The sequence below is a fragment of the Streptomyces sp. NPDC087422 genome (assembly GCF_044744145.1).
Lineage (GTDB): Bacteria > Actinomycetota > Actinomycetes > Streptomycetales > Streptomycetaceae > Actinacidiphila.
The window spans coordinates 369,971-388,345 of sequence record NZ_JBIUXT010000001.1 but is presented as its reverse complement, the minus strand read 5'-3'; the positions used below and the strand labels follow the sequence as shown (position 1 = coordinate 388,345).

At 73.2% G+C, this 18,375-nt stretch carries 13 protein-coding genes; 2 read left to right on the top strand and 11 right to left on the bottom strand.

Annotated elements, in window-relative coordinates; all coding sequences use genetic code 11:
* Positions 1–157: 157 nt before the first annotated feature.
* Positions 158–1,663: a regulator gene (locus ACIO6U_RS01705; protein ID WP_401714793.1), complete on the top strand. Its 1,506-nt coding sequence runs from the start codon at positions 158–160 to the stop codon at positions 1,661–1,663.
* Between the two features lie 681 nt (positions 1,664–2,344).
* Here ACIO6U_RS01705 and ACIO6U_RS01700 read toward each other — a convergent pair.
* Complete coding sequence (locus ACIO6U_RS01700) at positions 2,345–3,640, bottom strand: NAD(P)/FAD-dependent oxidoreductase (protein WP_355334343.1); 1,296 nt, start codon at positions 3,638–3,640, stop codon at positions 2,345–2,347.
* A gap of 259 nt (positions 3,641–3,899) precedes the next feature.
* Entirely contained in the window at positions 3,900–4,793 is an 894-nt protein-coding gene (locus ACIO6U_RS01695) for a TIGR01777 family oxidoreductase (RefSeq protein WP_355334341.1), read from the bottom strand.
* 73 nt (positions 4,794–4,866) lie between these two features.
* Here ACIO6U_RS01695 and ACIO6U_RS01690 point away from each other — a divergent pair, with 73 nt between their 5' ends.
* On the top strand, positions 4,867–5,367 hold the full coding sequence (locus ACIO6U_RS01690) for a GNAT family N-acetyltransferase (protein ID WP_401303883.1): 501 nt from the start codon (positions 4,867–4,869) through the stop codon (positions 5,365–5,367).
* A gap of 127 nt (positions 5,368–5,494) precedes the next feature.
* On the opposite strand, the gene ACIO6U_RS01685 is transcribed toward ACIO6U_RS01690, so the two are convergent.
* The 9 genes from ACIO6U_RS01685 to ACIO6U_RS01645 all read right to left on the bottom strand — a co-directional run bounded on the left by ACIO6U_RS01685 (position 5,495) and on the right by ACIO6U_RS01645 (position 18,363).
* Positions 5,495–6,007: a DUF4240 domain-containing protein gene (locus ACIO6U_RS01685; RefSeq protein ID WP_401714790.1), complete on the bottom strand. Its 513-nt coding sequence runs from the start codon at positions 6,005–6,007 to the stop codon at positions 5,495–5,497.
* 119 nt (positions 6,008–6,126) lie between these two features.
* On the bottom strand, positions 6,127–7,017 hold the full coding sequence (locus tag ACIO6U_RS01680) for a GNAT family N-acetyltransferase (protein WP_391159838.1): 891 nt from the start codon (positions 7,015–7,017) through the stop codon (positions 6,127–6,129).
* A 448-nt stretch (positions 7,018–7,465) separates the two neighbouring features.
* A complete protein-coding gene (gene aceE, locus ACIO6U_RS01675) occupies positions 7,466–10,132 on the bottom strand; it encodes a pyruvate dehydrogenase (acetyl-transferring), homodimeric type (protein WP_355334331.1) in 2,667 nt (888 codons plus the stop codon).
* A 227-nt stretch (positions 10,133–10,359) separates the two neighbouring features.
* Entirely contained in the window at positions 10,360–10,998 is a 639-nt protein-coding gene (locus ACIO6U_RS01670) for a GntR family transcriptional regulator (RefSeq protein ID WP_355334328.1), read from the bottom strand.
* 162 nt (positions 10,999–11,160) lie between these two features.
* Positions 11,161–12,990, bottom strand: a complete 1,830-nt coding sequence (gene sucB / locus ACIO6U_RS01665; RefSeq protein ID WP_401714787.1) for a 2-oxoglutarate dehydrogenase, E2 component, dihydrolipoamide succinyltransferase — start codon at positions 12,988–12,990, stop codon at positions 11,161–11,163.
* A gap of 51 nt (positions 12,991–13,041) precedes the next feature.
* Positions 13,042–14,430, bottom strand: a complete 1,389-nt coding sequence (gene lpdA, locus ACIO6U_RS01660) for a dihydrolipoyl dehydrogenase (RefSeq protein WP_355334324.1) — start codon at positions 14,428–14,430, stop codon at positions 13,042–13,044.
* A gap of 238 nt (positions 14,431–14,668) precedes the next feature.
* Entirely contained in the window at positions 14,669–16,174 is a 1,506-nt protein-coding gene (locus ACIO6U_RS01655; RefSeq protein ID WP_355334322.1) for a leucyl aminopeptidase, read from the bottom strand.
* Positions 16,175–16,725: 551 nt separating this feature from the next.
* Positions 16,726–17,538, bottom strand: a complete 813-nt coding sequence (locus tag ACIO6U_RS01650) for an adenosylcobinamide-GDP ribazoletransferase (protein WP_401715810.1) — start codon at positions 17,536–17,538, stop codon at positions 16,726–16,728.
* 93 nt (positions 17,539–17,631) lie between these two features.
* Entirely contained in the window at positions 17,632–18,363 is a 732-nt protein-coding gene (locus ACIO6U_RS01645) for a hypothetical protein (protein ID WP_401714785.1), read from the bottom strand.
* Positions 18,364–18,375: the final 12 nt, after the last annotated feature.

Genomic DNA, 18,375 nt, shown 5'->3' with positions numbered 1-18,375 from the left:
TGTCTCCGACCGACCGGGGCGGTTTACCGACCCTTGAGGGTCCTTATCGCCCATTCGGGCGAATAACGAGGTCTTACGGTGAGCTTCCCGGTACCGACCGTTACATTCACGCCGTTCCGGTTACCTCCCCAGTCCCAGGAAGTGGACCGCACTGCCGATGACGGACCGTTCCACGCAGCGAACCCCGACCCGTCCCAACAGCAGACTCGCCTCGTTGATCGCGGAGGCAGGCTTCTCCAACGCGGGGCTCGCCCGCCGGGTCGACCAGCTCGGCATAGAGCACGGCCTCGACCTGCGGTACGACAAGACCTCGGTGACCCGCTGGCTGCGCGGCCAGCAGCCACGCGGCACCACACCCGCGCTGATCGCCGAGGTCTTCACCCAACGGCTCGGCCGCCGGCTCTCCGCCCAGGACCTCGGGCTCGACGCGTGCGCGCCGGTCTACGCGGGCCTCGAATTCGCCGGGTCGCCCGACGAGGCGGTGGACATCGTCAGCGGCCTGTGGCGCAAGGACACCGGCAACCAGACGGAGCTGCGGAAGATCGCCTTCACCGCGGCCGGGCTCGTCGTGCCCAGCCGCGACTGGCTGATCGGCCGCGCCGACGAGAGAGTCGCGCGGGGCGCCGACGCCACGCCGGTACGGGTGCCCGCGCAGAGCCGCGGCCCCGGCCCCCTGGGGCTCCCGCCGTCCGCCGCGCCCGGACCCGCGCCGGGGCCGGGGCTCGCGGCCAAGGCCGGGCCGCCCCGCGCCAAGGTCGGGGCCGGTGACATCGCCGCCCTGCGCGCCGTCGGCGACCTCTTCCGGGGGCTCGACCACGCGTACGGCGGCGGCCACGCCCGCCAGGCCCTCGTCCGTTACCTGGAGCACGAGGCCGAGCCGATGCTGCGCGGCAGTTACGGCGAGGCACTCGGCCGCCGCCTGTTCTCCTCCGTCGCCGACCTCACCCGGCTCGCCGGATGGACGTCGTACGACATCGGCGCGCACGGGCTCGCGCAGCGCTACTTCGTCCAGGCGCTACGGCTCTCGCAGGCCGCGGGGGACCGGGTCTACGGCGGCTACGTGCTCGTCACCATGAGCCGCCAGGCCGTCTACCTCGGGCACGGCCGCGAGGCCGTCCAGCTCGCCCGGGTCGCCCAGCAGGGCGTCGGCTCCGGCGCGCCCGCCGTCGTCCAGGCCCTGCTGCACAGTGCCGAGGCGCGCGGGCACGGGCTGCTCGGTGAGATCCGCGCGTGTTCCGCGGCGCTCGCGCGGGCCGAACGCTCGCTCGGGGCGGCCCGCTCCGGTGACGAGGTGCCCTCCTGGGCGCGCTTCTTCGACGAGGCCCAGCTCGCCGACGAGTTCGGGCACTGCCACCGGGACCTCCAACTGCACCGGGCCGCCGCGCAGCACGCCGAGCGCTCCCTCCAGCTCCGCGCCCCCGCGTACGCCCGCAGCCGGCTCTTCTGCCGCACCGTGCTCGCTTCCGCTCGCCTCGGGCTCGGGGAGGTGGACGGCGCCTGTGCTCTCGGCATCGAGGTCATGCAGCAGGCCACCGAGATGCGGTCGGCTCGCGCCGTCGAGTACGTGCGGGACTTCGGGCGGCGCCTTGAGCCGTATCGCGATGCCGCGGCCGTTCGCGCCTTTCGCGACCGCGCCGTCGCCTTGGGGCTGGTCGCCCCATGACGACCTCCGGTCACGGTCCCTTACCCACCTCCCGCAGGTGGGTCCCCCCCAGGGGTGCGGTCCCCTGACGTTCCCCCCGCCCCGCCGGGGCGGTTCGGTGGTGTTCGGTCCACCGGGCGGGTGGGGGCGGGCCGCGCAGTTCCTCGCGCCCCTGGCGGGGCGCACTGTCTTTCGTCCAGACCGCGGGTCACCACCGGTCCCGGTGGGGTGGTTCGGTGGTTCTTCGGTCCACCGGGCCGGTGGTGGGTTGCTCGCGCAGTTCCTCGCGCCCCTGGCGGGGCGACTGTCTTTCGTCGGGGCGGTGAGCCGGTCTTTTGAGGGGCGCGGGGAACTGCGCGCTCAGCCATGATGCTCCTGCGGGTCACCACCGGCCCCGGCGGGGCAGCTCGGCGGTGTTCGGTCCACCGGGCCGGTGGTGGGTTGCTCGCGCAGTTCCTCGCGCCCCTGACGGGGCGCACCGTCTTTCGTCCAGACCGCAGGTCACCACCGGTCCCGGCGGGGCAGCTCGGTGGTGTTCGGGCCACCGGCCGGTGGTGGGTTGCTCGCGCAGTTCCTCGCGCCCCTGGCGGGGCGACTGTCTTTCGGCCGGGCGGTGAGCCGGTCTTTTGAGGGGCGCGGGGAAGTGCGCGCTCGGCCACCGACGGTGGCGCGGGCGAAGAACCGGCCCCGGTGGGGCAGGGGCTAGGCGGCCTGGGGGGTGGGGGTGTCGGCGGGGTGGGGGACGGCGTCGCGGAGGATGCTGTGGGCGGCGCGGCGGGCGGAGAGAAGGGCGCCCTGGGGCGTGCTGGTGGTGCGGTGGGCACCGCAGATGTAGAGACCGTCGAGGAGCCGGGCGGGACGCCGCAAATCGTGGGGCGCGGGCATGGCCGGCACGGCCTCGGGATCGTTGTGGACGGCGAGCAGCTCCCACGCGTCGGTGGAGGTCTCGTACAGCTCGGCGAGGTGAGCGCGGACGGTCTTGTCGCCCGCCCCGTCGGGCGGCGGCCCGAGGACGACGGACGTGACGAGGGCGCGCCCGGCCGGCGCCCGGCTCGGGTCGATCTCACTGACCGGGAGAGTGTGTGAGACGGGCCCCATGCGGTCGGCGTCGAGGACGAGCACCGGCTCGCGTACGGGTGGGACGGGCGCCGCGTGGTGCAGGACGGTGACCTCGTGGAAGGACGGCACCCGCAGCCCCGGCAGGAGTTCGGCCGCGGCCCGCGCCCCGGTGGCCACCAGCACGGCCCGGCAGGGCAGTTCGGTGCCGTCCTCGGTCTGCACGCAGTTGACGGCGACCCGCACCGCGCGCGTGCCGAGCCGTACCGCGCCCGGCGGGAGCCCCGCGGCGAGCCGCCGCGGTACGGACGCCGCGCCCGTCGCGGGCAGGCACGTACGGCCGCGGGCGAAGCCGCGCAGTACCAAGTCGGCGCAGCGGCTGGAGGTTTGCAGCTCCGGGTCGCACAACAGGGCGGCCAGCAGCGGCCGTACGAAGCCCTCGACGGTCCGCGGCGCGAAACCGCGTGCGCTCAGCGCCCGCGCGGCGGTCGTCTCGGGGCGGCTGGCGAGCCGTGAGGCGGGCGTCGCGGCAAGGCGGTTGAGGGTGGTGCCGAGCCGGGCCCGGTCCAGCGTGGAGCCGATCGGGGCACGGGCCGAGCCGCGAACGGTACGGGAGCCGCGCGCGTCTCCGACCCGGTAGCCGCGCCCGTCGGCTCTGACCAGGGCGCCGGGCGCGAGCGGCGCCAGCGGCAGCCCCCGCAGCCCCGGCGTGCGGCGCAGTTCCGGATAGGACGTGTTGAGCAGGTGAGCGCCGCGGTCGAGCCGGAAGCCGTCCACCACGTCGGTGGCCATGCGGCCGCCGACGTGGTCGGCGGCCTCCAGGACGGTGACCGACAGGCCGCCGCCGATGAGTTGATGCGCGGCGGACAGCCCGGATATGCCTGCGCCGATCACGACGACGTCCACGATTCCCGCGACGTCACGGCGTGCTGGTGAGAGCACTGTGCCCCTCCCCGAGGTCGGGTTCGAATCCCCGCTCACGTCGGCGTCACGCCCGAGGCGTCGCAGAACGCTGGTAAAGGTCATGCCCTCATCAAAGCCATCTGATGCCGGGGCAACCCGCCGATTCCAGCCCTTATCCAGCGCTTTTCGGCACCCCCGGCCGAATGTCTCCGGCCCGGTCACCCATCCGGCCCGGTCGCCAATCCGCCCGCCGCCCGAGAGCCGCCCCGCCCCGCCGTCGTAGGCGCCGCGGCAGCGGCTATTCGGCGAGAGCCGCCGTCACGGCCTGCGCGAATTCGGGAAAGGCGAAGCGGAAGCCGGAGTCCAAGAGGCGCTTGGGGCGGACCCGTTGGCTGCCGGTGACGTCCTGGGCCAGTTCGCCGAGGACCAGGCGCAGGACGGACTCCGGGACCGCGGCCACGGTGGGGCGGTGCAGGACGCGCCCCATCTCGGCGGTGATCTCACGGTTGGTCAGCGGCTCGGGCGCGGTGAGGTTGACCGGCCCGGACAGATCGGCCGTGTCCAGCGCGTAGCGAATGGCGGCCACCTCGTCGTGCAGGGCGATGAAGCTCCAGAACTGCCGTCCGTCGCCCAGGCGTCCGCCGAGCCCGGCCTTGAACAGCGGGAACAGCCGCGCCCACGCGCCGCCGCCCTTGGCGACGACCAGGCCCGTACGGGGGTGGACGGTACGGATGCCGGCCGCGCGGGCGGGATCGGCCGCGGCCTCCCACTCCTGGCACAGCTCGGCCAGGAAGCCGCTGCCCACCGGGCTGTCCTCGTCGACGGCCGTGTCGCCGGTGTCGCCGTAGATGCCGATCGCGCTCGCGCTGACCAGGACCCGAGGCGGGGTGTCGAGCGCGGCGGCGGCCTTGGCGACGGCGCCGGTGCCGAGCACCCGGCTGTCCACCAGCTCCTTCTTGCGGCTGTCGGTCCAGCGGCGGTCGCCGATCCCGGCGCCCGCCAGGTGCACGACGGCCTCGCAGCCCTCGAGACCCGCGGTGTCCACCGTGCCGCGCGCCGGATCCCAGCGCACCTCGGCGGGACCGACGGGCGCGCGCCGCACCAGCCGTACGACGTCGTGGCCGTCCGCGGCGAGCGAGCGGGACAGGGCGGAGCCGATCAGACCGGAGGAACCCGTGACTGCGATACGCATAGTCGCATTGTGCCCGCCGACGGCCCGGGACGTCCGATGCCGGCGCGCGGCGCGCCATGGCACAGTGACCGGCATGACCTCAGCGACCGTCCGGCCCGCGACCCGCGCCGACGACTCCGCCCTCGCGGCCCTCGACGCCCGTACCTGGTCCCCGCTGCACTCCGTACAGCCCGCACCGGCGCCCGGCGCCGCCTTCTACGGCTCGCCCGACGGACACCGGTACGTCCTGGTCGCCGAGGCCGAGGGCCGGCTGGCCGGATATCTCAAGCTGGTCCCGCCGACCGCCCTGGCCTGCAACGCGCATGTGCGGCAGATACAGGGTCTGGCCGTCGACACCTGGGCGCGCGGGCGGGGCATCGCGCGCACGCTGATGGACGCTGCCGTCGCCGAGGCGCGGCGGCAGGGCGCCGTCCGGATCACCCTGCGGGTGCTGGGGCACAACGCCCCGGCCCGGCGGCTCTACGAGTCGGTCGGCTTCGCCGTGGAGGGCGTGCTGCCGGGGGAGTTCCTGCTGGACGGCGCCTACGTGGACGACGTCCTGATGGGCCGGGCGGTCGACCTCACGGCGGTCTGAGCCGACAGAACCGAGCCGACAGTGCCCCGTCGACAGAACCGAGCCGACGGTGCCCCGCCGACAAAGCCGAGCCGAGCGACAGAGCCGCGCCGACAGAACCCGACAGAACCGCGCCGCCAGAGCCGGCTCAGCCGAAGCGCGACCACAGCTGCGGATACCGCTCCGCCATCGCCCGCTCCTCGTCCATGTCCAGCGACTCGCCCTCCGGCTGCTCCGGCTGCGCGAGTTCGAGGTCCGGCAGCCGGACCCCGGTGAGCTGTTCGTACGCCTCGTCCGCCGCGTAGCCCAGATCCTCCGCGTCGCCGTCCGTCTCCGGGTCGAACTCGGTGACGAGGAAGGCCAGGTCGTCGGGGGCGGCCAGACCGCCCTCGAAGACATGGCGGCCCTGGCCGATCAGCCAGCAGCGGAAGTAGTCGAAGGACTCGTCGTCCGCGCCGCCCAGCATGATGTCGGCGGCGCCCCACAGATCCCAGCGGAAGGCCCGGACGAACCGGGTCTCGAAGTGCCGGGCGAAGTCCACCACGGAATCCGGGTCGAGCTGGGCCAGCCGCTCGATCAGCAGGTCGGCATGCTCCTCCGGATCGCCGTCCGCCGCCTCTCGCGTACGGTCGACGATCTCCCAGAACTCCGTCTCGTCCATCACTGGTCCAGCTTCCCGGTTGCCGCGCGCACCCGCACGCGGAGTGCCCCGGATGCGCCCGTGTCGTTACGGACTCCATCCGTGCGGGGTGGGTCGCCCACTGTACGAGGTCCGGGGGGTCAGCGCCGACCGAGGGTGAGCTGGTACTCGACCGTGCGGCGCAGCGGCCGGAAGCCGAGCGCGGTGTTGAGGGCCAGCATGTGCCGGTTGTCGTCGGCGTTGTCCGTCTGCACGGCGGTGAGCTGCGGGAATTCCTCCCGTACCCGGCGCAGCATCTCGGCCTTCACCCACAGCCCGAGGCCGTGGCCGCGGTGCGCGGGGAGGACGGCCGTGTCGTACTGCTGGGCGGTGCCCGCGCCCTCCGCCGGGATCACCAGCTCGGTGTAACCGGCGACGGAGCCGTCGAGCGCGTCCACCGCGGCGACCGTCAGCAGTTGCTCGCCGCGCCGGGCGATCACCTCGGCGGCCTCGCGGACCGCGGCCACGTCCCAGCGCACCTCGCCGAAGTCCATGGCGCCGGTCGGCATGTCGTCCATGGCGCGCCGGGCGTCCGCGAAGCTCTCGGCGAGCGCGTCGGGGACGACCCCGTCCCAGGACGTCAGCCGGTAGCCGGGGTGCGGGACGTCGGGGAGCTTGTGGATACGGTCGGGTACGTCGTCGAGCGCGAGCCGCTGCCAGGTCAGCCGCAGGACCGGATGGAAGTCGCGGGTGGCCAGAAATCCCTCGTGCGGGGTACCCGCCATGACCTCGGTGACCACGCTGCGGCAGCCCGCCTCGGCCGCGGCCTCGGTCACCGTGGACAGCAGCCGCGAGCCGGTGCCCAGCCGCCGGTAGGCGGGGTGGACGGTCATCCTGACCTCGGCGAGGTGGCTGCGCCCCGGTTCGCTGAACAGCCGCAGGGTCGCGGTGGCCACCGGCTCCTCGTTCGCGTTGCGCACCAGCCACAGCAGCAGCCTGCTGCGGTTCCCCGTCGTCGTCAGCTTCGCCTGGAGGGCGGTGGCGGACAGCACGGGCTCACCTGGCCGGTCGTGTGCGAGAGCGGCCGACTGCACCCGGTGCCAGGCGCGGAAATCCTCGGCGGTCGGAGCCGTCAGAGGGCTGGGATTTGGTGGCATCCGAGGGAACGTAGCCGGTAGCTGTATGCGCCCGCAATCTCTTTCCGGCCAGGACGGGAGCGGGCGGTAGCCGATTCACGCACCTCTCGCGTTCCACAGGGCCGCACCCGTACCGCCGCACATCCCGTACGGTACGGGCCGCGCGCGGTTTCGCGGGCTCTGCGGAGGGCCGCCGCGGCCGGTGGCACGGGGTGACTCGCGGGTGGCCGGAAACGTCTGCTGAAACCTATGAATATTCTCTGAGGCGGATACGGCCGCGCGGGGTGCGAAGGTCCGCGCGCGGCCGTACCAGGGCTGTTCGGGGCGCGGACGGGACGCGTACCGCGCCCGTCCGCCATCGGCCTTACAGGCCGTACCGCTCGGCGGCCTCCTTGACCGTCTCGGGCTTGATGTCGCCGCGCCGGGCGAGCGCGGCGAGCGCCGCGACCACCAGCGACCGCGGGTCCACCCCGAAGTGGCGGCGGGCCGCGTCGCGGGTGTCGGACAGGCCGAAGCCGTCGGTGCCCACCGACGTCCAGTCCTGCTCCACCCACTGCGCGATCTGGTCGGGCACCGCCCGCATCCAGTCGCTGACCGCGACCACGGGACCCGGCGCGCCTTCCAGCGCCCGCGTCACGTACGGCACCCGCTCCTCGCCGCGCAGCCGGGCCGCGTCGCACTCCAGCGCCTCGCGCCGCAGCTCGGTCCAGGACGGCGCGGACCACACGTCGGCGGCCACACCCCACTCCTGCGCCAGTATCCGCTGCGCGTCCAGCGCCCAGTGGATCGCGGTGCCGGACGCCAGCAGTTGCAGCCTGGCCGCGTCCGCCGCCGGGTCCTGCGCCTGCTGGAAGCGGTAGAGGCCCTTGAGGATGCCGTCCTCGACGCCCTCGGGCATCGCGGGCTGCACCTTCGGCTCGTTGTAGACCGTCAGGTAGTAGAAGACATCCTCGGCGTCCGGCCCGTACATCCGCCGCAGACCCTCGCGGACGATCACCGCGACCTCGTACGCGAACGCCGGGTCGTACGAGAGCGCCGCCGGGTTGGTGGAGGCGATCAAGTGCGAGTGGCCGTCGGCGTGTTGCAGGCCCTCGCCGGTCATCGTGGTCTTGCCCGCGGTGGCGCCGATCACGAAGCCGCGGCCGAGCTGGTCGGCCAGCGCCCAGAACTGGTCGGCGGTCCGCTGCCAGCCGAACATCGAGTAGAAGATGTAGAACGGGATCATCGGCTCGCCGTGCGTCGCGTACGCGGTCGCGGCGGCCGTGAAGTCGGCGAGCGAACCGGCCTCGGTGATCCCCTCGTTGAGGATCTGACCGTCCTTCGCCTCCTTGTAGTACAGGAGTTGGTCGCGGTCGACCGGGTCGTACGTCTGCCCCTTCGGCGAGTACAGACCCGCGGACGGGAACAGCGACTCCATGCCGAAGGTGCGGGCCTCGTCGGGGACGATCGGCACCCAGCGGCGGCCGGTCTCCTTCTCCCGCATCAGGTCCTTGACCAGCCGCACGAACGCCATCGTGGTGGCGATCTCCTGCGTGCCCGAACCCTTCTCCAGCGCCTTGTACGCCTTGTCCGGCGGCAGCGGCAGCGGTTTGGCGACCACCTTGCGGGCCGGGGCGAGACCCCCGAGCGCCGCCCGCCGCTCGCGCAGGTACCGCACCTCGGGCGAGTTCTCCCCGGGGTGCCAGTACGGGACCACGTCCGCGTCCAGCGCGCTGTCCGGGATCGGCAGCTCCAACAGGTCGCGCATCGTACGGAACTGAGCGCCCGTCAGCTTCTTCATCTGGTGGTTGGCGTTGCGCGACTCGAAGCCCGCGCCCAGCGTCCAGCCCTTGACGGTCTGCGCCAGGATCACCGTCGGCGCGCCCTTGTGCTCGACGGCCGCGCGGTAGGCCGCGTAGACCTTGCGCGGCTCGTGCCCCGCGCGCGAGCTCTGGAACAGCTCGGTCAGCTTGGCGTCGGTCAGCCGGGCGCCGATCGTGCGCAGCGAGGGGTCCGCGCCGAAGAAGTGCTCGCGCAGATAGGCCGCGTCGCGCGTGGCGTACGTCTGGAACTGCGCGTCCGGGACCTCGCGCAGCCGCTTGAGCAGCGCGCCGTCCACGTCCTGGGCGAGCACGTCGTCCCAGGCCGCGCCCCACAGCGACTTGACCACGTTCCAGCCCGCCGCGCGGAACTGGGACTCCAGCTCCTGCACGATCTTGAAGTTGGGGCGGACCGGGCCGTCGAGCCGCTGGAGATTGCAGTTGATGACGAAGGTGAGGTTGTCCAGGCCCTCGCGGCCGGCCAGCGCCAGGGCGGCGGTCGACTCGGGCTCGTCCATCTCGCCGTCACCGAGGAACGCCCACACGTGGGAGTCCGAGGTGTCCTTGATGCCGCGGTGCTCCAGATAGCGGTTGAACCGCGCCTGGTAGATCGCCGACAGCGGGCCGAGGCCCATCGAGACGGTGGGGAACTCCCACAGCCAGGGCAGCCGCCGCGGGTGCGGGTACGAGGGCAGGCCGTCGCCGTTCGCCTCCTGGCGGAAGCGGTCGAGCTGGCCCTCGGTCAGCCGCCCGTCGAGGAACGCGCGGGCGTAGATGCCGGGGGAGGCGTGGCCCTGGAGATAGAGCTGGTCCCCGCTGCCCGCGCCCTCCTTGCCCCTGAAGAAGTGCTGGAAGCCGGTCTCGTAGAGCCAGGCCGCCGAGGCGAAGGTCGCGATGTGGCCGCCGAGGCCCAGGCGGCTGCCGCGGGTGACCATGGCCGCCGCGTTCCACCGGTTCCACGCGGTGATCCGCGCCTCCAGTGCCTCGTCGCCCGGGTAGGCGGGCTCGGCGGAGGTCGGGATCGTGTTGATGTACTCGGTTTCGAGCAGCGACGGAAGCCCGACGCCCGCCCCGGCGCTTTCCAGGGTGCGACGCATCAGATACGCGGCCCGGTGCGGACCGGCCGCCTTGGCGACCGCCTCCAGCGACGCGAGCCACTCCGAGGTCTCTTCCGGGTCGCGGTCCGGGATCTGGTCGAGCTGGCCCCGCGGGGGGCGTACGTCGTCGGGCATGGGTGCCGCCTTCGAACGGAGGTTGGGGGTGGGGAATGCGCTTGTCGGCACGACAGGGCTGTTCCCCACCGACGACGATACGCCGACGATCGATGATCGATCAATGGCTTCCGGGCCAGTAATTCCAAGACGGCACGGGGTGCCAGACCTTAAGGCACGGGGTGCCTCGGCCTTGTGGCCTTGCATGTCACGGAAACCGCCGGCCGCCGGGGCCGCGGGGGATGTCGTCAGACCTGGGGAGCGCAGCTCAGGACGTGGGACTTGATGAGACCGCAGATGTCCGGGTCACGGCGTACGAAGGCGTCGACTATGTCCTGGTGCTCGGCCGCGTACGGGCGGGGCTCCGGGCTCAGCCAGCGGATGGACAGCGTCGTCCAGACCTCGATGCCCAGCGACTCCCAGGCGTGCAGCAGCACCGCGTTGTCGGCCGCGCGCACCAGCTCGTGGTGGAAGGCGACGGTGTGCCTGACCTGGGCCTCGCTGTCCAGGGCGGCGTCGGCGTCGCGCAGGGCGGCCACCTCGCGTTCGAGGGCGGCGGGGTCGGCGGCGAGCCGGGCCGCGGCCAGTTCCGCGGCGACCTGTTCGAGCCCGGCGCGCACCGGATAGCTCTCCTTGAGGTCTGCGGCGGTCAGGCTCCGTACGCGTACGCCCTTGTTCGGCGCGGACTCGATCAGCCGCAGCGTCTCCAGCTCCCGCAGCGCCTCCCGCACCGGCGTCTGGCTGACCTGGAGCTCCACCGCGATCCGGCGCTCCACGATCCGCTCGCCCGGCTTCCAGCGCCCGCTCACGATGCCTTCGAGGATGTGCTCCCGGATCTGCTCACGCAGGCTGTGGACGACCAAGTGCTGGACGACGGCAGGGGCCATGGGGCGCTCCTTCACGGTTTGCGTGACATAGACGATACGACCAGGAAGCGGCGCTGCCTCCCCGCAGGCAGCTGCGGGGGCCCGCCGGGACGCGAAGGAGCCCCCGTCCCGGAAGAGGGACGGGGGCTCCGTCATACACGCCGTACAGGCCCGTGTGCGGCCTTACAGGCCCAGCTCGACCTCGAACTCGCCCGCTTCGAGGATCTCCTTGACCGCCGTCAGGTAACGGGCGGCGTCCGCGCCGTCCACCAGCCGGTGGTCGTAGGAGAGCGCCAGGTACGTCATGTCCCGGACGCCGATGACCGTGCCGTCGGGGGTCTCGACGACCACCGGGCGCTTGACGGTCGCGCCGACACCGAGGATGGCGGCCTGGTTCGGCGGCACGATGACCGTGTCGAACAGCGCGCCGCGCGAACCGGTGTTGCTGATCGTGAAGGTCGCGCCCGCCAGGTCGTCCGGGGTGATCTTGCTGGCCCGCACGTTGCCCGCGAGCTCCGCGGTCTTCTTGGCGATACCGGCGATGTTGAGGTCGCCCGCACCCTTGATGACCGGGGTCATCAGACCGCGCTCGGAGTCCACCGCGATCCCGATGTTCTCGGAGTCGAAGTAGGTGATCGTGCCCTCGTCCTCGTTGATCCGGGCGTTGATGACCGGGTGGGCCTTCAGCGCCTGGGCCGCCGCCTTGACGAAGAACGGCATCGGGGACAGCTTCACGCCCTCACGGGCCGCGAAGGCGTCCTTCGCCGCGTTGCGCAGCCGCATCACACGGGTCAGGTCCACCTCGACGACGCTGGTGAGCTGCGCCTGCGAGTGCAGGGCCTTCATCATGTTGTCGCCGATGACCTTGCGCATCCGGGTCATCTTGACCGTCTGGCCGCGCAGCGGCGACACCGAGGGCGCCGCCTTCTGGGCCGCGGCGGGCGCCGGCTTCGACGCGGCGGCCTTGGCGGCCTCCGCGGCGGAGATGACGTCCTGCTTGCGGATGCGGCCGCCGACGCCGGTGCCGCGCACCGAGCCGAGGTCCACGCCGCTCTCCGAGGCGAGCTTGCGGACCAGCGGGGTGACGTAGGCGCCGTCGTCACCGCTGGTGGCGACGGGAGCCGGGGCGGCCGGGGCCACCGGAGCGGGCGCCGGAGCCGGAGCGGCGGGCGCGGGTGCGGCGGGCGCGGGAGCCGGTGCGGCGGCGACAGGCGCGGGGGCCGGTGCCGGAGCGGCCGGAGCGGCCGGTGCGGCGGGGGCGGGAGCCGCGGGGGCCGGAGCCGGAGTCGGGGCGGGTGCCTCGGCGGGAGCCGGGGCCGCGGGCGCGGGTGCCGCGGCCGGGGCGGCACCAGCGGCGCCGACCACGGCCAGCTTCGCGCCGACCTCCGCGGTCTCGTCCTCCTGGACCAGGATCTCCAGCAGGGTGCCCGCCACCGGCGACGGGATCTCGGTGTCGACCTTGTCGGTCGAGACCTCCAGCAGCGGCTCGTCGGCCTCGACGCTCTCGCCGACGGCCTTCAGCCAACGGGTCACGGTGCCCTCGGTGACGGACTCACCGAGCGCGGGCAGGACGACGTCGGTACCGCTCGCGCCGCCGCCACCGCTGGCCGCCTCGGCGGTCGGGGCGGGCGCGGGCGCCGCCTGCTCGGTGGACGGAGCCGCCTGAGCGGGCTCGGGAGCCGCAGGTGCCTGGGCGGGCTCGGGAGCTGCCGGCGCCTGGGCGGGCTCGGGCTCGGCCGCCGCAGCCGGGGCAGCCGCGGGCGCGCCGCCGCCGCTGCCGTCGTCGATGACGGCCAGCTCGGCGCCGACCTCGACCGTCTCGTCCTCGGCGACCTTGATGGACGCGAGCACGCCGGACGCGGGGGAGGGGATCTCGGTGTCGACCTTGTCGGTCGAGACCTCGAGCAGCGGCTCGTCGGCCTCGACGCGCTCGCCCTCGGCCTTCAGCCAGCGGGTGACAGTGCCCTCGGTCACGCTCTCGCCGAGCGCCGGCAGGGTTACGGAAACCGCCATGGTTGCGGTTACTCCTAACGATCTGTGCGGATGGGGTGGCGTGGAGGAGGGTCAGTCGTGCGAGTGCAGCGGCTTGCCCGCGAGGGCCAGGTGGGCCTCGCCGAGCGCCTCGCTCTGGGTCGGGTGCGCGTGGATGAGCTGCGCGACCTCGGCGGGCAGCGCCTCCCAGTTGTAGATGAGCTGGGCCTCGCCCACCTGCTCACCCATCCGGTCACCGACCATGTGGACGCCGACGACGGCGCCGTCGCGCACCTGGACGAGCTTGACCTCGCCGGACGTCTTGAGGATCTTGCTCTTGCCGTTGCCCGCCAGGTTGTACTTCAGCGTGACGACCTTGTCCGCGCCGTACAGCTCCTTGGCCTTCGCCTCGGTGATACCGACGGAGGCGACCTCCGGGTGGCAGTACGTGACGCGCGGGACACCGTCGTAGTCGATCGGCACGGTCTTGAGGCCGGCCAGCCGCTCCGCCACGAGGATGCCCTCGGCGAAGCCGACGTGCGCGAGCTGGAGCGTCGGGACCAGGTCGCCGACGGCCGAGATCGTCGGCACGTTGGTGCGCATGTACTCGTCGACCAGGACATAGCCGCGGTCCATCGCGACGCCCTGCTCCTCGTACCCCAGGCCCTGCGAGACCGGGCCGCGGCCGATGGCGACCAGCAGCACCTCGGCCTCGAAGGTCTTGCCGTCCGCCAGGGTGACCTTCACACCGCTGTCGGTGTACTCAGCGCTCTGGAAGAAGGTGCCCAGGTTGAACTTGATGCCGCGCTTGCGGAAGGCGCGCTCCAGCAGCTTGGAGCTGTTCTCCTCCTCGACCGGCACCAGGTGCGGCAGACCCTCGACGATGGTCACGTCGGTGCCGAAGGACTTCCACGCCGAGGCGAACTCGACGCCGATCACGCCGCCGCCCAGGATGATCGCCGACTGCGGCACCCGGTCCAGGACCAGCGCGTGGTCGGAGGAGATGATCCGGTCGCCGTCGATGGTCAGGCCCGGCAGCGACTTCGGTACGGAACCGGTCGCGAGCAGGACGTGCCGGCCCTGGATCCGCTGGCCGTTCACATCCACCGAGGTGGGGGAGGACAGCTTCCCCTCGCCCTCGATGTACGTCACCTTGCGCGAGGCCACCAGGCCCTGGAGGCCCTTGTACAGGCCCGCGATCACGTCGTCCTTGTACTTGTGGACGGCCGCGATGTCGATGCCCTCGAAGGTGGCCTTCACGCCGAACTGCTCGCTCTCGCGAGCCTGGTCCGCGATCTCACCGGCGTGCAGCAGCGCCTTGGTGGGAATGCAGCCGTTGTGCAGACAGGTGCCCCCGAGCTTGTTCTTCTCGATCAGGGCGACGTCCAGTCCCAGTTGCGCGGCACGCAGCGCGGCTGCGTAGCCGCCACTGCCGCCGCCGAGGATCACTAGGTCGAAAACAGTGCTGGCGTCGTTCGCCACGTCACGTCCTCCATGCATGGGTTCGCCGGAGCCGGTCCACCATGACCGGGCGGCGGCTTTGGTTCGGCCGCTTTGTCTAAAAGGGGGCCCTGTCGTGCCGAACCACATCTTCGCACTTGTTCGCGGCGGACGGGTCATCGGCCTGTGGGGTGAGACCCGTCGAATACGGCCCCGGACGCGCCGTCCGGGGCCGTAAGTGACCTATCTCACCTGTTCGGAGCAGGGTGCGGCGCGGCGGTCAGAGGAGATCGCCGTCCGCGGCCTGGTGGGCCAGGCTGAGCAGGGTGCGGACCGCGGTGCCGGTGCCGCCCTTGGGGGTGTAGCCGAAGGGCGCGCCCTCGTGGAAGGCGGGGCCCGCGATGTCGAGGTGGGCCCAGGTGATGCCCTCGCCGACGAACTCCTTCAGGAACAGCCCCGCGATCAGGCCGCCGCCCGGCCGCACACCCATGTTGGCGATGTCGGCGGTGGGGGAGTCGAAGGTCTTGCGCAGCTCCTTGGGGAGCGGCATCGGCCAGGAGTCCTCGCCCGCGGCCAGCGCCGCGGTGTGGATCCGGGTACGGAAGCCGTCGTCGTTCGACATGATGCCGAACCGGCCCTCGCCCAGCGCCAGCACCATCGCGCCGGTCAGCGTCGCCACGTCGACGATCGCGTCCGGGGCCTCCTCGGAGGCGCGGGCCAGCGCGTCGGCCAGCACCAGACGGCCCTCGGCGTCGGTGTTCAGCACCTCCACCGTCGTGCCGCTGTACATCTTCAGCACGTCGCCGGGGCGCGTGGCGCCGCCGCCCGGCATGTTCTCGGCCAGCGCGAGCCAGCCGGTCACATTGACCTCGAGGCCGAGCTTCGCGGTCGCCACGACCGCGGCGAACACCGCGGCGGCGCCGCTCATGTCGCACTTCATCGTCTCGTTGTGCCCCGGCGGCTTCAGCGAGATGCCGCCCGAGTCGTACGTGATGCCCTTGCCGACGAAGGCGAGGGTACGGGTCGCCTTGGCGTGGGTGTACGCCACCCGGACCAGCCGCGGCGGCGTCGCCGAGCCCTGGCCGACGCCGAGGATGCCGCCGTAGCCGCCCTTGGCCAGCGCCTTCTCGTCCAGCACCTCGACCTTGAGGCCGTGCTCCTTGCCCGCCGCCTGTACGGCGGCGGCGAACGCCTTCGGGTTCAGGTCGTTGGGCGGGGTGTTGATCAGGTCGCGCGCCCGGTTCACCTCGGCGCCCACCGCGACGGCGCGGGCCGCCGCGGCCTTGTGCGCCTTGTCGCGCGGCTTGGCACCGGTCACGGCGACCTCGCCGAGCGTGCCCTTGCCGTTCTCGGCCTGGTACGTGGTGAACGCGTACGCGCCCAGCAGCGCGCCGGTGGCGACCGCTTCCAGGTCCGCCGGGTCGGCGGCGGGCAGCGCGAACGCCGCCTTCTTCGCGCCGCCGAGCGCGCGGGCGGCGACGCCCGCGGCCCTGCGCAGCGCCTCGGCGTCGAAGCCGGTGCCGTCCTCGGGGGTGTCGCCGAGGCCGACCGCGACCACCACCGCGGACTTCAGGCCCGCGGGTGCCGGGAGCTTGGTCACCTCGCCGTCCGCACCCGAGGCGCCCAGCGTCTCCAGTACGGCGGCCAGCTTTCCGTCGAACGCCTTGTCCACCGCCTCCGCCCCCGGTGCGACCTTGGGGCCCTTGGCCCCTTTGGTCACGCCCACGACGACGGCGTCCGCACGCAACGCTGCGGCGGAGGAGGTACTGAGTGTCAGAGCAGTCACGGTGGAGGGGGTCCTATTCGGTCGAGGTCCTGTGCTGCGGCCGGTTGGTTGGCCCGGCCCGGCCCCGGGCATCGTATTCCGCCACATCAGCGGGGCGGCACGCGCCCGTTGCCCAATCCCCGACCCTACGCCTGCGGCGCGCTCCCCCACCCACCCCTCTCCCGCCACTCCTCCCCGCCCCCCACCTGCCGCCGCGTGCGCGCGCTCACCCACGACGCTTCGGCAGGTCATGACCCGCCCCGGGGGGGGCAGTTCGGTTGTCCCCGGATCACCCGCCGGTGGGGGCTGATCGCGCAGTTCCCCGCGCCCCTGACGGGGCGCACTGTCTTTTGTCCGGGCGGTGAGCCGGTCTTTTCAGGGGCGCGGGGAACTGCGCCACCAGCCACGATGCTCCCGCAGGTCGCCACCCGCCCTGGCGGGGCAGTTCGGTTGTCGCCGGGTCACCGGCCGGTGGGGGGTTGCTCGCGCAGTTCCTCGCGCCCCTTCGGGGCACGTCCTGGGTCAGGGGCGCGGGGAACGCTGTCGCGGGTCACCGCACGGCCCGGAGGGGGTCAGCGGAGGGCTAGGAGGAGGAGGGAGGTGGTGGTGGCGGTTTCGCAGAGGGCGCCGAAAACGTCGCCGGTGGTGCCGCCGAGGCGGCGGACGGCGTGGCGGAGGAGGAGTTCGGCGCAGAGGAGGGCGAGGGCGGCGGAGAGGCCGGCGCGGAGGGGGGTGAGGCCGCCGAAGGGGAGGCCGGCGGCGCAGGCGAGGGCGCAGCAGAGGACGCCGGCCGACCAGGCCCCCCGCAGGGACACGGCGGAGGCGACGGCGGCGCCGAGGCCGCCGGGCCGGGCGGCGCGTACACCCGTACGGCAGGCGAGCGTCATGGCGGCGCGGCCGAGGACGGCGGACAGCACGGCGGCGGTGCAGCCGTAACGCCAGCCGTGCGCGTAGCAGGAGGCGAGGGCGGCGGTCTGGGCGAGCAGGACGAGTACGAGGGTGAGGACGCCGAAGGGCCCGATGTCGGACTGCTTCATGACGCGCAGCGCCCCCTCGGCGGGCAGCCCGCTGCCGAGACCGTCGGCGGTGTCGGCGAGCCCGTCCAGGTGCAGGCCGCGAGTGGCGACGGCGGGCACGGCGACCGCCCCGACGGCGGCGAGCAGCGGGCTCGCGCCGAGTGCGGTCAGGACGCCGCCGCCGAGCGCGGCGCCGAGACCGACGACGGCGCCGACCAGCGGCGCGGCCAGCATCCCGCCGCGTGCCGCCGCCCGGTCCCAGCGCGTCACCGTCACCGGCAGCACGCTGAGCGTGCCGAAGGCGAAGCGCAGGGCGTCGCCGGCGGTCGCCCTGCCGCCGGGCTCGGGCAGGGGCTCGGGCTCGGGCAAAGGCTCGGGCAAGGGCCCGGACACGGGCTCGGGTTCGGGTTCGGGTTCGGTCACCGCGTGAGGCTATCGCGCCAGGTCAGCGTGGCCGCGGGCTCAGCGCACCAGGTCGGCGTGGTCGTCGCCGCCGTCCCCCGAGGGGCCGTCCCCGGAGGAATCGGTACGGCGCCGCCGCCGCGCCCACCAGGTCTCGACGGCGAAGAGCAGCAGGACGGCGATGATCGCGGTCAGGTGCTCGTAACCGGCGAGATTGGCGAGGGCGAGCACCTCGATGACCATGGACATGGCCACGGCCGCCGCCGTCCACCAGGCGTGGTACCGGCAGGCGACGTACACCCCGAGCGCGACGACCGCGGCGGAGGGCCCGGTGTCGCGGCCGATGAGTTCGACGACGGGCAGCCCGAGGAAGCCGTCGGGGCCGACCCAGTACGAGTAGCGGGCGAAGGTCGTGCCGGCCAGCGTCGTGTACAGCGCGATGGCCAGCGTCCGGCGCGCGCCCAGCGTCGTCTCGGCGATCCCGAAGACCACCACGACCTGGATGACAAGTCCCCAGATCGGCAGCGTCGGATCGGGGATGAACAGCGACAGGGGCGTGCGCAGCAGCGCCTTCCACCACGGCAGGGTGCAGTAGATGCCGCCGAGCCGGTCCACCCAGTCGCTCGGCCCCTGCGCGTGCTGGACGAGCTGGAGGCAGAGGATGCCCACGCAGGACCACAGCGTCAGCGGAATCGCCCGCAGCCCGCGCGCCCAGAGCCGGTCGCGTACGTCGTACGCCATCTGCCCCCACTCGGCGCGCGCGAACTGCCGCACCTTGTCGGACGCGCTCACCGCGCCTCCGCG

What these genes read in the sequence shown, in the direction of transcription:
- ACIO6U_RS01705 (WP_401714793.1), top strand. Translation starts at nt 158, where the DNA reads ATGACGGACCGTTCCACGCAGCGAACCCCGACCCGTCCCAACAGCAGA.
- ACIO6U_RS01695 (WP_355334341.1), bottom strand. Translation starts at nt 4,793, where the DNA reads ATGCGTATCGCAGTCACGGGTTCCTCCGGTCTGATCGGCTCCGCCCTG.
- ACIO6U_RS01690 (WP_401303883.1), top strand. Translation starts at nt 4,867, where the DNA reads ATGACCTCAGCGACCGTCCGGCCCGCGACCCGCGCCGACGACTCCGCC.
- ACIO6U_RS01685 (WP_401714790.1), bottom strand. Translation starts at nt 6,007, where the DNA reads ATGGACGAGACGGAGTTCTGGGAGATCGTCGACCGTACGCGAGAGGCG.
- aceE (WP_355334331.1), bottom strand. Translation starts at nt 10,132, where the DNA reads ATGCCCGACGACGTACGCCCCCCGCGGGGCCAGCTCGACCAGATCCCG.
- ACIO6U_RS01670 (WP_355334328.1), bottom strand. Translation starts at nt 10,998, where the DNA reads ATGGCCCCTGCCGTCGTCCAGCACTTGGTCGTCCACAGCCTGCGTGAG.
- sucB (WP_401714787.1), bottom strand. Translation starts at nt 12,990, where the DNA reads ATGGCGGTTTCCGTAACCCTGCCGGCGCTCGGCGAGAGCGTGACCGAG.